Origin of the sequence: Variovorax sp. 3319 (assembly GCF_031456585.1) — a bacterium.
Taxonomy (GTDB): domain Bacteria; phylum Pseudomonadota; class Gammaproteobacteria; order Burkholderiales; family Burkholderiaceae_C; genus Variovorax; species Variovorax paradoxus_P.
Genome location: NZ_JAVDUZ010000001.1, coordinates 128,927 through 143,164 on the forward strand (window position 1 = coordinate 128,927; position 14,238 = coordinate 143,164).

Sequence of the window (14,238 nt, forward strand, 5' to 3'; positions counted from 1 at the left end):
CGACGGTCGGTCAGGCCTGCAGGAACAGGCGGTACGCGGGGTTTGCCGTTTCCTCGACGTAGGGGTAGCCCAGCGTTTCGAGAAAGGCATCGAACGCAGCCGCATCGCCGGATGGCACCTGCAAGCCCACTAGGATGCGCCCGTAGTCGGCGCCCTGGTTGCGGTAGTGAAAGAGGCTGATGTTCCAGTTCGGCCGCATCAGGTTCAGAAACTTGAGCAGCGCACCCGGGCGTTCGGGAAAGACGAAGCGCAGCAGCCGCTCGTCATGCGCAAGGCCCGTGCGCCCGCCCACCAGATGCCGCAGGTGTTCCTTGGCAAGCTCGTCGTGGGTCAGGTCGAGGGCGTCGAATCCGTGGGCGTTGAAGGTCTGCGCAATGGTCGTCGACTCGCCGCGCGTAGACGTGGTCAAGCCCACGAACACATGCGCCTTGGCCGCATCGCTGATGCGGTAGTTGAACTCCGTCACATTGCGCAGCGCGCCGCCGGTGGAGCCCGCCTCTTGCGATTCGCTCGCCGGCATTTCGCCGACCAGTTCGCAGAAGCGGCGGAAGCTGCCACGCTCTTCGGGGATCGTTACTGCGAACAGCGCCTCGCGCTCCTCGCCCACCTCGGCGCGTTCGGCGACGAAGCGCAGCCGGTCGAAGTTCATGTTGGCGCCGCACAGAATGGCTGCGTAGGTTTCGCCATTGCGGCCATGGCCGGCCACGTATTGCTTGATGGCAGCCACGGCGAGCGCGCCCGCCGGTTCCACGATGCTGCGGGTGTCGACGAAGACGTCCTTGATGGCCGCGCATACGGCATCGGTATCGACCGCGATGTATTCATCGACCAGGTTGCTCGCAATGCGAAAAGTTTCTTCGCCCACGAGCTTGACCGCGGTGCCGTCTGAAAACAGTCCTACGTCGGACAGGCTCACACGTTGGTGCGCGGCCACCGATTGCATCATTGCGTCGGAGTCGTTCATCTGCACGCCGATGATCTTGATCTCGGGACGCACCGCCTTGATGTAGTTGGCCACGCCAGAGATGAGCCCACCGCCGCCGATCGCGACAAAGACGGCATCGAGCCGGCCTTGATGCTGTCGCAGGATTTCCATGGCGATGGTGCCCTGGCCTGCAATCACATCCGGGTCATCGAACGGATGCACGAAGGTCAGGCCTTGTTGCGCCTGCAGCTCGAGTGCATGCAGATAGGCATCGGAATAGCTGTCGCCATGCAGCACGACTTCGCCGCCGAAACCGCGCACTGCATCGATCTTGAGCCTGGGTGTCGTCACCGGCATGACCACCACTGCGCGCGTACCGAGCTTGCGCGCGCCGAGTGCAACGCCTTGCGCGTGGTTGCCGGCCGATGCGCAGATGACCCCACTCGCGAGCTGCTCGGACGTGAGATGCGCCATCTTGTTGTACGCGCCGCGCAGCTTGAAGCTGAAAACCGGTTGCTGGTCTTCGCGCTTGAGCAGCACCGTGTTGCCGAGCCGCTGGCTGAGCGCATTTGCTTTCTCGAGCGCGGATTCGACGGCCACGTCGTAAACACGGGCGTTCAAGATTTTTCTGAGATAGTCGGCAGGCGTCAGCGCCGGTACAGGGGCATCGCGCACGATTTTTTCCAAGGGAGTTTTCATTTGATAACTGACGATGATAAGAGGCATCGGGATTGCTTGTGGATATGACATGGACACAAATGTCATAAACCTCATTCAAAGACCCCCAGCCGCTAACGATTCGGGATTTTTTGCACGTGCTTATCCCGCGGTTCATCCGTCCGCAAGTCAGTTAACAAATGAGCAAAATTTGTTATCAGTTTCTGTCAGCGACCTTTCCAAATGCTTGATGCAAGCAGAAGCTGCGCGCGTACAGCGCGGTGAAATTGGTCGGCCTACCTGGCAGGTGATGGGCAACAGGTTGCGAGCCCACATCGTTCCGCTGCTGGGTGCCGTGCAGGCGCAGGCATTTGCTACGTCTGATGCGCAACGCCTGATCGACCATCTTGGCGAACAAGGCTTTACCAGTACGACGATCGCCCAGTACCTGGTCTTGCTGCGCAAGGTAGTGACGCACGGCGTGAACATCGGGGTACTTCATAGCGCGCCGGCGTTCCCGAAAGTCAAGGTTCGCAGTCAGCCGCGCGGCAGCTTCAGCGTTGCCGAGTACCGGGCTGTTGTGGCGGCTGCGCGCAGATTGCGCGGGCAATCGCACCCAATGCTCGATCAACTCGGTTCGGGTGAGCGCTTCTGGATTGCGCGCGAGTTGCTCGTCATGCCGGAGGAACTGCCCTGGCTGATTCGCTGGATGGTGAACACCTTCGTCCGTCCGAGCGACATCAAGCTCATGAAGCACAAGCACATAGAAGTCGTGCGCGCAAAGCACGTCTATTTGCGAATGAATTTGCCCGAAACCAAGCGGCACAGCCAGCCCATCGTGAGCTTGCGTCCGGCGGTACGAGTTTATGAATGCCTGCTTGCTCATCGTCGCGAGCAAGGCTGTGGCGGGCCGGAAGACTACATCTTCATGCCGCAGCTGAAGAATCGTGAGCACGCACTGGCAGTGCTCAATTTTCTTTTCCATTGGGCGCTCGAGGTCACAGCGCTGGAGAAAGGTCCGCTCGGTCAATCGAGAACGCTCTATTGCCTGCGCCACACCGCAATTACGTTGCGGCTGTTGTACGGGCAGGGCATCGACATGCTGACTCTGGCGCGCAATGCACGCACGAGCGTGAACATGGTCGAGCGGTTCTACGCTTCGGTCCTGAACGGTGAAATGAATGTGGGCCTGCTGCAAAGCAGGCGTGGCCGCGTAAGTTGAACAAAGCCAAAAAGCCGCCCGGCTTGCGCTGGGCGGCTTGACACTGAATCGACTCGAACTGGCTGGAGCCAGCATCGGATCAGACGTCGATCAGAAAGCGTGGCGGATGCCGAAGTCGTAGCCGGTCGAGGTCTTTGGGGTGAAGGCCGCGCCGCCGGCGAAAGGCTGGTTGGCTACCGACAGCGATGCGCCGTTCTTGTTGCTCACGCGAGCCACCGTAGCGTACAGGGCCGTGCGCTTCGACAGGTTGTGCACATAACCAAGAGCCAGCTTGTTGGCCTTCGGATTGCTGTGTTGGTCGTTGAAGAACAGGTCATCGGTGCTGTGGCCCGTCTTGTACTTCACGCCCGAGTAGGCAGCGCGAATCAAGCCAGCGCCCACGGGGACCGTCACGCCCAGCAACCAGCCATTGAGCTTGGTCGACGGCACGGAGCCCGGACGAACGATGAAGTTGCCCTCGATGTCGGTCTTCAGCTTGGCTTGCGACAGTTCGCCGAAGAGCTTGGCGGGACCGAAGTCGTACGAAGCGCCGAGGTTGAGCGTGTTGACCTTGTCGGTCACGCCAGCGTAGAAGTCGTCGCCCACGGTGCTTTGGCCGTAGGCCAGTGCGACGTCCAGCGGGCCGTTGGCGTAGCCGAAGCGGCCACCTACATAGCGGCCGGCACGCGAGTTGTTCGCGACATCAGGCGTGGCCAGGCCTGGGCTGTACTTGGTCTTTTCGTGGAAGGCGTACATCACTTGACCGTAGAAGCCACCCAGGTTCGGCGGCAGGAAGTAGCCGATCGAATTGCTGGCGCGCGTCGAGTTGAGGTTGCCGCCGAAACCACCCGCGCCGCCGTCGGTGTTGAAACCGTTGGCTGTCGAGATCAGGTTGGTGCCAACGCCATTGGTGCCGAACGGATCGAACACGGTGTCGTTCCAGAAGGTCGGGGTGTAGTCACGGCCGAGGCGGACTTCACCGAAACCACCGGACAGGCTCACGGTCGAGCGGCGAGCGAACGTCGAGACACCGGTTGCGCCGTCGTCGTTGGTGATGGGTGCTTCGAGCCAGAAGCTTGCAGCCAGGCCACCGCCGAGGTCTTCGGTGCCACGGAAGCCCAGGCGACTGGAGTTGTAGCCTGAATTGGCCATGCCGGTCTTGCTGGTCTTGACGCTGCCGCGGTTGACGTAGTTCGGGTTGTAGATGGGAAAGCCGAAGGCGTTGTACGAGACGCCGTTGTACATGTCACGCGAGGTGGACGAGTAGCCGCTGATCGACGCGTCGACCACACCGAAGAGCGTGACGGACGACTGAGCCGAGGCAACACCGGCAACAGCCAGGGCAGCCAGAGCAACTGCCCTTTGGGGCGTCGAAACTAGAGTAGGTGTCGGCTCTTCAGGTACCTGACGGCACAAAGAAAAAAGCCCCGAGCTTTGCAGCTCGGGGCTAAATCCACCAATTGGAAGGGTGGAGGAGACAACCGGTGCGCACGTCTTCGTGCGCGATGAAATAAAGTATATCGGTTGTTTGCTGCGTTGCAACAAGCGAGTGACGCTTTTCCCACACACAAATTGATGTCTCAGCGAACTTTTTTCACTGAACATCCTGATTGGATCTGACAAGATGGAATGCACAGTAAGTTGGACCGGCGATTCCGGCACCCGGTCCGCCATGGGATTCGTGGCTGAAACAGGCAGCGGCCATGTATTGACGATGGACGGCGCGCCGGATGCGGCAAAGCCGGAGAACGGCGGCCAAAACCTCGCTCCCAGGCCGATGGAAACCGTACTCGCTGGCACGGGCGGCTGCACCGCCTACGACGTGGTGCTCATCCTGAAGCGCGGCCGCCATCGCGTGGAGCGCTGCAGCGTCAAGTTGACCAGCGAAAGGGCGGAAAAAGATCCCAAGGTCTTTACCAAGATCCACATGCACTTCACGGTTGCCGGAAAGGGCATTCCTGCCGCTGCCGTCGAGCGCGCCATCGCAATGAGCCACGAGACTTATTGCTCGGCGAGCATCATGCTTGCGAAAACCGCCGAGATCACCACCAGCTTCGATCTGATCGAAACCTGAAGCGGCGAGCTTCAGATCCGATGCGCCACCGTGGTCATCACGCGAGAGGCGAATCGCATCAGGGCCTTGGCCGGGGCCGGCAATTCCACGGCTCCGGCATCGATGGCTTGGTCGGCATGCCGGGCCTCATCGATTTTCATTTGTTCGACCACGGCCCTTGAGGCCCGGTCAGCAGGCGGAAGGCGGCCCAGGTGGCTCTCCAGGTGAGCTTCTACCTGGCGTTCGGTTTCTGCGACGAACCCGAGGCTCAGAGGGTCTCCCAGGCGGCCGGCTATCAAGCCCAGGCCGAACGCACCCGCGTACCACAGCGGGTTCAGAGCCGACGGCCGCGCACCCAGGTCGTCCAGGCGTTGCCGCGTCCACGCCAGGTGGTCGGTTTCTTCGTGGGAGGCCTCGAGCAGTCGGGCGCGGAGGACGGGATCGCGTGCGACTGCGGCCTGTGCGGTGTAAAGCGCTTGCGCACACACTTCCCCGACATGGTTCACCCGCATCAGCGCGCCGGCCTCGCGCCGCTCCGAAGCAGTCAATTCACCTGGAGCCTGATCCGGGTGTGGCATGGCCCGTGTGGCATGGGCCCGTCCAAAAAGAGTACGTAATGCCGCATCCGCTGCGGCCAAGGCAGGATCGAGCGAAAAGATCATCGGCCTATTTGAACCCAAGCAAAAAGTGAGCGGGCGAAACCCCGTTTCATTTCATATTGTGGTTTGAGAGGGCGCCCGAGCCCTTTGTTGCAGGACTGCAACGAAACGGATGGACCACCGGAGTTTTCGGGCGAATTGTTTTGCCCTGCCGCAGCGCCTCTGGTGCAATAGCATCAACTTCCCAAAAGGAGGTTGGCCCGGGGTCCGGTGGGAGCACAAAGTGCAAGTCACGGTGAGCCCTTCGCACCGGAGCCCTATGTTTAACCTTGGAGAAACTTGCAATGAAAAAATCTCTAGTTGCTCTGGCTGCCCTGGCTGTTGCCGGTGTTGCCTCGGCTCAGTCGTCCGTCACGCTCTTCGGTGTGGTCGACGCGTCGATCAGCGGCTACTCGTCCACCTCGCGTGACTTGAACCCGACGGTTTTCCCCAATGCTTTCGGCATTCCCGTCTACCTGAACCAAGGCAGCGTCAAGGTCAGCCGTCGCGAACTGGCTAACTCGGGCTACAACTCCAGCCGTATCGGCTTCCGTGGTACGGAAGACCTCGGTGGTGGCCTGGCAGCCAGCTTCTGGCTCGAAGCCCCGATCTCCAACGACGACGGCCAGCAAGGTATCGCGACGTTCGCTCGTCGCTCGACCGTGAGCCTGTCGGGTGGTTTCGGTGAAGTCCGCCTCGGCCGTGACTACACCCCCACCTTCTGGAACGACACCGTGTTCGATCCGTTCGGCACCAACGGCGTTGGCTCGAACCTGATCAACACCGCCAACAACTCGTTCGGCAACTTCCTGACCCCGGCAGCTTCGACGGCTCCGTTCACGAACGTTGGCAACAGCAACTACGTTCGCGCCAGCAACACCATCGGCTACTTCCTGCCGCCGAACCTGGGTGGTTTCTACGGCCAAGTTCAGTACGGCTTCAGCGAGAAGACCAAGTACGACAACGGCACGTTCACGCCTAACGTTGCGAACAACTCGCGCGCTGGTCGTTACGTTGGTGGCCGTTTCGGCTACGCCAATGGCCCGCTCGACGTCGCAGTTGCTTACGGCAGCAGCACGATCGGTGACCAGTTCTATGTTGGCACGACCACCAAGGTCAACACGCTGAACCTCGGCGCTTCGTATGACTTCGGTCCCGTGAAGCTCTTCGGTGAAGTGTCGCGCGCCAAGAACAAGGTTGACTACGAAGTCACCCCCCTGTTCACCGGCGGCCGTCCTGACGTTGACCTGACCGGCTACCTGCTCGGCGTGACCGTGCCGGTTGGCGCTGGCCTGATCCGCGCTTCGTACTCGCGCGTCAAGTACGACTTCAACGAAGTCCAACTGCCGTTCGAACCCGCAACGGCTGACCCGAAGGCTAGCAAGCTGGCTCTGGGCTACGTGCACAACCTGTCGAAGCGCACGGCTCTGTACGCTACGGTTGCTCGCGTGAGCAACAAGAACGGCGCAGCTCTGACCGTTGGCGGCCCTGGCTTCGTGACCGGTGCCTTCACCCCGAAGAACTCCACCGGCTACGACTTCGGTATCCGTCACGCTTTCTAATTTGAGGCTGGCTTACGCCAGCTTTGAATCGAAAAGCTGAAAGCCACTCGACGAAAGTCGAGTGGCTTTTTTTATTTGGGATTTTGCTTCGAGTCGGCTCAGCCACACGCACCATCGGCGTGCACCCCCGGGGAATCACCGTGCGGGCACGCACCTTGCACTGCTAGCATGCCTGCTCACTCTGTTTGCTGAATGATTGCCTTCGTCCTGCGCCGCCTGATCCAGGCCGTGATCGTCATGATCGCGGTTGCGTTCATTGCCTTTCTTCTCTTTCAATACGTAGGCGACCCTGTCGTCTTTCTGCTGGGCCAAGATGCGAAGCCCGAGCAGATTCGCGAAATGCGCGCCGCATTGGGGCTCGACCAACCCTTCTTCGTGCAGTTCTGGCACTTTCTCGCCAATGCAGCGCAAGGCGAGTTCGGCCTCAGCCTGCGTCAGGGCGCAAAAGTGTCGCGCCTCATCGGCGAGCGCTTTCCAGCCACGCTCGAGCTCGCACTCGTGGCTGCTGTGCTGGCCCTGTTCATCGGCATTCCGATGGGCGTCTACACGGCGTTGCGCCGCGGCACATTTCTGAGCCAGGTCTTCATGACCGTATCGCTGCTCGGCGTGTCGCTTCCCACCTTCCTGATCGGAATCTTGCTGATCCTCGTCTTTGCCGTCACGCTGGGTTGGTTTCCGAGCTTCGGCCGCGGTGAAACAGTGCAGTTTGGCTGGTGGAGCACCGGACTTCTCCGGGCCGATGGCTGGCATCACATCGTCTTGCCTGCAGTCACGCTCGCAATATTCCAGCTCACCCTGATCATGCGATTGGTTCGCGCGGAAATGCTCGAGGTCTTGCGTGCCGACTACATCAAGTTTGCGCGGGCTCGTGGCTTGACGAACCGCGCCATTCACTTCGGCCATGCGCTCAAGAACACGCTGGTGCCGGTCATGACCATCACCGGCCTGCAGCTTGGTGGCCTGATTGCCTTTGCCATCATTACCGAGTCGGTGTTCCAGTGGCCGGGCATGGGCTTGCTGTTCATCCAGGCCGTGACTTTCGCCGACGTTCCGGTGATGGCAGCCTACCTGTGCCTCATTGCGCTGATCTTCGTGGTGATCAACCTGGTGGTCGATCTGTTGTACTTTGTGGTCGATCCAAGGCTGCGCGTTGGCAAGGCGGGAGGACATTGAGATGACGGCTGTCGCAGCACCCCGGCTGCAAGCTTCGGGAAGGGCATTTGCTCACATCGCGAGTTTTTATCCGGAGATCACGGCCTTTCGCCGCGACCTTCATGCGCATCCTGAACTCGGCTTCGAAGAGGTCTATACGGCCGGCCGCGTGCGCGAAGCACTGCGTGCCTGCGGGGTCGACGAAATTCACGACCGCATCGGCAAGACCGGCGTGGTGGGCGTCATCCGTGGAAAGTCCACTGCAAGCGGACGAATGATCGGACTTCGTGCAGACATGGACGCACTGCCCATGCGCGAAGACAACGACTTCGGCTGGCGCTCGGCCAACGACGGCCTGATGCACGGTTGCGGGCACGACGGGCACACTGCCATGCTGGTGGGTGCCGCGCGCTACCTTGCCGAAACCCGCAACTTCGACGGCACGGCGGTGCTGATTTTCCAGCCGGGCGAAGAAGGCTTTGCCGGTGCGCGCGTGATGATCGAAGACGGCCTGTTCGACCGCTTTCCGGTGCAGTCGGTCTATGCAATGCACAACTGGCCCGGTATGCCGGCCGGCACTGTCGGCATCAACCGCGGCGCCATGATGGCTGCGGCCGACCGCATCACCATCGAGATCAAGGGCAAGGGCGGTCATGGTGCCCATGCGTACCAGACCATCGACCCCGTGGTGGTTGCCGCGCACATCATCACTGCTGCGCAAACCATTGTGTCGCGCAGCGTGCGTCCCATCGACGCGGCGGTCGTCAGCATCTGCGCCGTGCAGGCGGGCGACCTGGGCGCTATGAGCGTCATTCCGGGCGAGGCCACGCTGGTTGGCACCGTGCGCACCTTCAGTGCGCGCGTGCAGGCGCAGGTCGAGCAGCGGTTGACCGAGCTTTGCACGGCCGTTGCCGCGGGCTTTGGCGCGACCGCCACCATCAAGTACGAGCGCATCTACCCGGCCACCATCAACACAGCCCCCGAGGCGATGTTCGCGGCCGACGTGGCCGAATCGCTGGTGGGTGCGTCCAATGTCGACCGCAGCATGGAGCCCAGCATGGGCGCCGAAGACTTCTCTTTCATGCTGCAGAAAAAGGCGGGCGCCTACCTGCGCATTGGCCAGGACGTGAAGAACGGCGCCTTCCTGCACAACAGCCGCTACGACTTCAACGACGAGATCCTGCCGCTCGGCGCCGCATTGCATGCGGGGCTGATCGAGCAGGGCATGCCGCTGGCTGCTACCCGCAGCGGGCAGCCCGTGAAAGATGCCGCTACAGCGGCACCTTGATGTATTTCCGATTCCAACCCGAGGAGTGTTCCCAATGAGTTTCAAGAAGAAAGTGGCCGCGGCCACGGTTCTGTGCGCCCTGGGCGCCATCAGCCTGGTCGCAAGCGCGCAGACCATCCGCATCGCCAACCAGGGCGACGCGCTGTCGCTCGATCCGCACTCGCTCAACGAGTCGCTGCAGTTGAGCGTTACCGCCAACGTCTATGAAACCCTTGTGGGGCGCAACAAGGACCTGAGCCTGGCGCCGCTGCTCGCTACCAGCTGGAAGCAGACCTCGCCGAACATCTGGCGCTTCGAACTGCGCAAAGGCGTGGTGTTCCACGACGGCACGCCGTTCACCGCCGACGACGTCGTGTTCAGCTTTGCGCGTGCGCAGGGCGACGGCTCCGACCTTCGCGCCACGCTGAGCGACATCAAGGCCGTGCGCAAGGTGGGCGACCTCGCCGTCGAGATCGAAACCAACGGCCCGTTCCCGATCCTTCCCGACGTGATCTCGCTCACCATGATCATGAGCAAGAAGTGGTGCGAGGAAAACCAGGCCACCAAGCCTGTCGACCGCCGCAAGGGCATCGAGAACACCGCATCGTTCAAGGCCAACGGCACCGGCCCGTTCCGCGTGCGCGAGCGCCAGCCCAACGTGCGCACCGTGTTCTCGCGCAACGGCACCTACTGGGGCAAGATCGACGGCAACGCGCAAGAAATCGTCTTCACGCCCATCGCCAACCCCGCCACCCGCGTGGCCGCACTGGTCTCGGGCGAGGTCGACGTGATGGAGCCGGTACCCGTGCAAGACATTGCGCGCATCAATGCGGCGCCTACCGCCCGCGTCATTACCGGCCCTGAACTGCGCACCATTTTCCTGGGCATGGACCAGAAGCGCGACGAACTGCTGTACTCCAACATCAAGGGCAAGAATCCGTTCAAGGACAAGCGCGTGCGGCAGGCCGTCTACCAGGCCATCGACATCGCCGGCATCCAGCGCACCGTGATGCGCGGCGCTTCGCGTCCGACCGGCCTCCTGGTCGGCCCCGGCATCAACGGCTGGACGGCCGAGCAGGACAAGCGCCTTCCCTTTGACGTCGAAGCCGCCAAGAAGCTCATGATCGAGGCCGGCTACCCGAACGGCTTTGAAGTGACGATGAACTGCCCGAACGACCGCTACGTGAACGACGGCCAGATCTGCCAGAGCGTGGCTGCCAACCTTGCGAAGATCAACGTCAAGATCAACCTGGCCGCGGAGACCAAGGGTACCTACTTCCCCAAGATCCTGCGCCGCGACACCAGCTTCTACATGCTGGGCTGGACCCCGACCACCTACGACTCGCACAACGCGTTGAGCTCGCTCACCGCCTGCCCGGACGACAAGGGCACCGGCCAGTTCAACCTGGGTGCGTACTGCAATCCCAAGCTCGACGAACTGACGAAGAAGATCCAGTCCGAAAGCGACAAGACCAAGCGCAACGAGCTGATCAAGGAAGCCTTCAAGATCCATGCGGACGACATCGGCACGTTGCCGCTGCACCAGCAGTCGCTGGCATGGGGCGTGAGCAAGAAGGTCGAGCTGGTGCAACTGGCCGACAACTTCATGTACTTCAAGTGGATGAGCATCAAGCCGTGATTCCACCGGCCGTCCACCGGGCGGCCTGACCATGGGCCCGCTTCTTGCGGGCCCATTCCTTTTGCTACACGATGAAAAAAACACTTGCCCGCTGGTTCGACAGCGACGTCGGCTACAGCTTCCGTACTTCGCCCGTGGCAATCGGCGCGGCGCTCATCGCGCTGGCCTGCGTGTTCTGCGCGGTCTTTGCCGGATGGGTGTCGCCGCACAACCCGTTCGACCTTGCCACGCTCGAACTGGGCGATGCTCGCCTGCCGCCCGCATGGAGCGCCGATGGCTCTTCCAAGTACCTGCTTGGCACAGATGACCAAGGCCGCGACATTCTCTCGGCCGTGATCTACGGCGCACGCATCTCGTTGATCGTCGGCGTCGTCTCCGTGTTGCTGTCGATCACAGTCGGCGTCGTGTTCGGCCTGCTCGCGGGCTTTCTCGGCGGCTGGCTCGACTCTTTCCTGATGCGCGTATGCGACGTGATGCTGTCGTTTCCGCCCATTCTGGTGGCACTGCTCATCGCGGGCGTCGGCCGCGCTCTGTTTCCGGGCGCCCATGAGTCGCTCGCGTTCGGCGTGCTCATCATCTCCATTTCTTTGACGGGCTGGGTGCAATACGCGCGTACGGTGCGTGGCTCCACGCTGGTGGAGCGCAACAAGGAATACGTGCAGGCAGCCCGCGTGACCGGCGTGGCGCCGCTGCGCATCATGCTGCGCCACGTGCTGCCCAACGTGATGGGACCGGTGATGGTGCTTGCAACCATTCAGGTGGCCACCGCCATCATCACCGAGGCGACCCTGTCGTTCCTCGGCGTCGGCGTGCCGCCGACATCTCCTTCGCTTGGCACGTTGATCAGTATCGGCAACCAGTACCTGTTCTCGGGCGAATGGTGGATTACCGTGTTTCCCGGGTTGATGCTGGTGCTGATTGCGCTCAGCGTGAACCTGCTCGGCGACTGGCTGCGGGACGCCCTCAACCCGCGCCTGCGCTGAAACCAAAAAGGACAACGCCACATGACGCTGCTCCAGGTCAAAAACCTCGTCGTCGAGTTTCCGCATCGCCGCGGTACGCTGCGCGCGCTCGACGGCATTTCGTTCGACATTGCACCCGGTGAAATCCTGGGCGTGGTGGGCGAATCGGGTGCCGGCAAGTCGCTCACCGGTGCCGCCATCATCGGGCTGCTCGAACCGCCGGGCCGCGTGGCCAGCGGAGAAATCGTGCTCGAAGGCCAGCGCATCGACAACCTGGGCTTCGATGCGATGCGCCCCATTCGCGGCCGCAAGATCGGCGCGATTTTTCAAGACCCGCTCACTTCGCTCAACCCGCTCTACACCGTGGGCCGCCAGTTGGTCGAAACCATTCGCACCCATCTGCCGGTGACCGAAGCCGAGGCGCGGCGCCGCGCCATCGGCCTTCTGCAGGACACCGGTATTCCGGCCGCCGAGCAGCGCATCGATCATTTTCCGCATCAGTTTTCGGGTGGCATGCGCCAGCGCGTGGTCATTGCACTGGCGCTGGCGGCCGAGCCCAAGCTCATCGTCGCCGACGAGCCGACCACCGCGCTGGACGTGTCCATCCAGGCGCAGATCATCCAGCTGCTCAAGCGTGTCTGCAAGGAGCGCGGCGCCGCCGTGATGCTGATCACGCACGACATGGGCGTGATCGCCGAAACCTGCGACCGCGTGGCCGTGATGTATGCGGGCCGCGTCGCCGAGATCGGCCCGGTGCACGAGGTGATTCACCAGCCGGCGCATCCCTACACCTCGGGCTTGATGGCGTCGATTCCCGACATGGCCAGCGACCGCGAGCGCCTGAACCAGATCGACGGCGCCATGCCGCGGCTCAATGCCATTCCGCAGGGCTGCGCCTACAACCCGCGCTGCCCGCGCACATTTGCACGCTGCCTTTCAGAGCGGCCCGAGCTCATGCATGCCGGCGCCACGCGCGCCGCCTGCTGGCTGCACGATGCCGCCGATCCGCACAAGGGCCAGGCCGAACTCGCGGCCCGGCATCACGATGCGCAGCTTGCCGGCGAACGCGCCGTTCCCGATGCGGTGGCACCGATTGCAGAGGTCACCCGATGAGCGCAGTACTCGCACCCAACCCCGCACTCACCGCAGGAGGCGGCGAGCCGCTCGTCGTCGCCCACGACCTTGCCCGCACTTTCGATGTGTCGCCGCCCTGGCTCAACCGCGTGCTCGAACGCAAGCCGCGCGTGCTGCTGCACGCGGTGGATGGCGTGAGTTTTTCCATTGAGCGCGGCAAGACGCTGGCACTGGTCGGTGAGTCGGGCTGCGGCAAGAGCACCGTGGCGCGCTTGCTTGTCGGCCTGTATGCACCGACGCGAGGCGGCCTGCAGTTCGACGGACAGGATGCGCACGCCGCGTTCAAGACGGCCGAAGGCCGCAAGTTGCGCCGCCGCATCCAGATGATCTTCCAGGACCCGTACGCGAGCTTGAACCCGCGCTGGATCGTCGAAGACATCATTGGAGAGCCGCTGCGCGAGCATGGCATCCTGAGCGGCAAGGCAGAGCTGCGTGAACGCGTGGGCGAACTGCTCAAATCCGTCGGCCTTTCGCCGCTGGACATGAGCAAGTACCCCCACCAGTTCTCGGGCGGCCAGCGGCAGCGCATTTCAATTGCGCGGGCGCTCGCCACGCAGCCCGAGTTCCTGGTGTGCGACGAGCCCACGTCCGCGCTCGACGTGAGCGTGCAGGCGCAGGTGCTCAACATCATGAAAGACCTGCAGCGCCAGCAGGGGCTCACCTATCTCTTCATCTCGCACAACCTCGCGGTGGTGCGGCACGTGGCCGACCAGGTCGGCGTGATGTACCTGGGCCGGCTGGTCGAGGTGGCGGACAAGCAAAAGCTTTTTGCCGAGCCGCAGCACCCGTACACGCGCATGCTGCTGGACGCCATTCCGCAAATGAAGCACACCGGCCGCGCACGCACGCCGGTTCGGGGCGAGGTGCCGAACCCGCTCAATCCGCCTGCGGGCTGTGCGTTTCATCCGCGCTGCCCGCATGCGAATGCCCGGTGCTCGGCCGAGCGGCCGAAGCTCTTGAACATCAAGGGCGTGCAGGTGGCTTGCCATGCGGCGGAGGAAGGCCGCATTTAACTAAAGGTGTGCGCAAACGCACTGAGCTGCGCGGC

Annotated in this window: 12 protein-coding genes; 9 read left to right on the forward strand and 3 right to left on the reverse strand. The window is 62.4% G+C overall.

The features are described from left to right. Positions 1-10 precede the first annotated feature (10 nt). Complete coding sequence (ilvA, locus tag J2X67_RS00625; protein WP_309949581.1) at positions 11-1,624, reverse strand: threonine ammonia-lyase, biosynthetic; 1,614 nt, start codon at positions 1,622-1,624, stop codon at positions 11-13. 49 nt (positions 1,625-1,673) lie between these two features. On the opposite strand from ilvA, the gene J2X67_RS00630 reads away from it, so the two are divergent. Then, positions 1,674-2,804, forward strand: a complete 1,131-nt coding sequence (locus J2X67_RS00630; RefSeq protein ID WP_309949582.1) for a hypothetical protein — start codon at positions 1,674-1,676, stop codon at positions 2,802-2,804. Positions 2,805-2,894: 90 nt separating this feature from the next. On the opposite strand, the gene J2X67_RS00635 is transcribed toward J2X67_RS00630, so the two are convergent. Further along, complete coding sequence (locus J2X67_RS00635; RefSeq protein ID WP_309950805.1) at positions 2,895-4,133, reverse strand: porin; 1,239 nt, start codon at positions 4,131-4,133, stop codon at positions 2,895-2,897. Between the two features lie 274 nt (positions 4,134-4,407). Here J2X67_RS00635 and J2X67_RS00640 point away from each other — a divergent pair, with 274 nt between their 5' ends. Further along, positions 4,408-4,857: an OsmC family protein gene (locus J2X67_RS00640; protein ID WP_309949584.1), complete on the forward strand. Its 450-nt coding sequence runs from the start codon at positions 4,408-4,410 to the stop codon at positions 4,855-4,857. Between the two features lie 11 nt (positions 4,858-4,868). On the opposite strand, the gene coq7 is transcribed toward J2X67_RS00640, so the two are convergent. Further along, a complete protein-coding gene (gene coq7 / locus J2X67_RS00645) occupies positions 4,869-5,498 on the reverse strand; it encodes a 2-polyprenyl-3-methyl-6-methoxy-1,4-benzoquinone monooxygenase (RefSeq protein WP_309949586.1) in 630 nt (209 codons plus the stop codon). 281 nt (positions 5,499-5,779) lie between these two features. Between coq7 and J2X67_RS00650 the strand changes: the two genes are divergently transcribed. From J2X67_RS00650 to J2X67_RS00680, 7 genes are all read left to right on the forward strand, one after another. After that, positions 5,780-7,036 carry a porin gene (locus tag J2X67_RS00650; RefSeq protein WP_309949588.1) on the forward strand — a complete coding sequence of 419 codons (1,257 nt, stop codon included), beginning with the start codon at positions 5,780-5,782 and terminating at the stop codon, positions 7,034-7,036. 192 nt (positions 7,037-7,228) lie between these two features. After that, positions 7,229-8,209: an ABC transporter permease gene (locus J2X67_RS00655; RefSeq protein ID WP_309949590.1), complete on the forward strand. Its 981-nt coding sequence runs from the start codon at positions 7,229-7,231 to the stop codon at positions 8,207-8,209. A 1-nt stretch (position 8,210) separates the two neighbouring features. Next, entirely contained in the window at positions 8,211-9,476 is a 1,266-nt protein-coding gene (locus J2X67_RS00660; RefSeq protein WP_281147355.1) for a M20 aminoacylase family protein, read from the forward strand. A 34-nt stretch (positions 9,477-9,510) separates the two neighbouring features. Next, positions 9,511-11,094 carry an ABC transporter substrate-binding protein gene (locus J2X67_RS00665; RefSeq protein ID WP_309949592.1) on the forward strand — a complete coding sequence of 528 codons (1,584 nt, stop codon included), beginning with the start codon at positions 9,511-9,513 and terminating at the stop codon, positions 11,092-11,094. Between the two features lie 71 nt (positions 11,095-11,165). Continuing rightward, positions 11,166-12,077 (forward strand): ABC transporter permease, encoded by a 912-nt coding sequence (locus tag J2X67_RS00670; RefSeq protein WP_309949594.1) that lies wholly within the window; start codon positions 11,166-11,168, stop codon positions 12,075-12,077. A 21-nt stretch (positions 12,078-12,098) separates the two neighbouring features. After that, positions 12,099-13,169: an ABC transporter ATP-binding protein gene (locus J2X67_RS00675; RefSeq protein WP_309949596.1), complete on the forward strand. Its 1,071-nt coding sequence runs from the start codon at positions 12,099-12,101 to the stop codon at positions 13,167-13,169. Then, positions 13,166-14,203, forward strand: a complete 1,038-nt coding sequence (locus J2X67_RS00680; RefSeq protein ID WP_309949598.1) for a dipeptide ABC transporter ATP-binding protein — start codon at positions 13,166-13,168, stop codon at positions 14,201-14,203. Before J2X67_RS00675 ends, J2X67_RS00680 begins: the two co-directional genes overlap by 4 nt. Positions 14,204-14,238: the final 35 nt, after the last annotated feature.

Coding starts and splice junctions, on each gene's coding strand:
- ilvA (WP_309949581.1), bottom strand. CDS start 1,624: ATGAAAACTCCCTTGGAAAAAATCGTGCGCGATGCCCCTGTACCGGCG.
- J2X67_RS00630 (WP_309949582.1), top strand. CDS start 1,674: ATGGACACAAATGTCATAAACCTCATTCAAAGACCCCCAGCCGCTAAC.
- J2X67_RS00640 (WP_309949584.1), top strand. CDS start 4,408: ATGGAATGCACAGTAAGTTGGACCGGCGATTCCGGCACCCGGTCCGCC.
- coq7 (WP_309949586.1), bottom strand. CDS start 5,498: ATGATCTTTTCGCTCGATCCTGCCTTGGCCGCAGCGGATGCGGCATTA.
- J2X67_RS00650 (WP_309949588.1), top strand. CDS start 5,780: ATGAAAAAATCTCTAGTTGCTCTGGCTGCCCTGGCTGTTGCCGGTGTT.
- J2X67_RS00655 (WP_309949590.1), top strand. CDS start 7,229: ATGATTGCCTTCGTCCTGCGCCGCCTGATCCAGGCCGTGATCGTCATG.
- J2X67_RS00660 (WP_281147355.1), top strand. CDS start 8,211: ATGACGGCTGTCGCAGCACCCCGGCTGCAAGCTTCGGGAAGGGCATTT.
- J2X67_RS00665 (WP_309949592.1), top strand. CDS start 9,511: ATGAGTTTCAAGAAGAAAGTGGCCGCGGCCACGGTTCTGTGCGCCCTG.
- J2X67_RS00670 (WP_309949594.1), top strand. CDS start 11,166: ATGAAAAAAACACTTGCCCGCTGGTTCGACAGCGACGTCGGCTACAGC.
- J2X67_RS00675 (WP_309949596.1), top strand. CDS start 12,099: ATGACGCTGCTCCAGGTCAAAAACCTCGTCGTCGAGTTTCCGCATCGC.
- J2X67_RS00680 (WP_309949598.1), top strand. CDS start 13,166: ATGAGCGCAGTACTCGCACCCAACCCCGCACTCACCGCAGGAGGCGGC.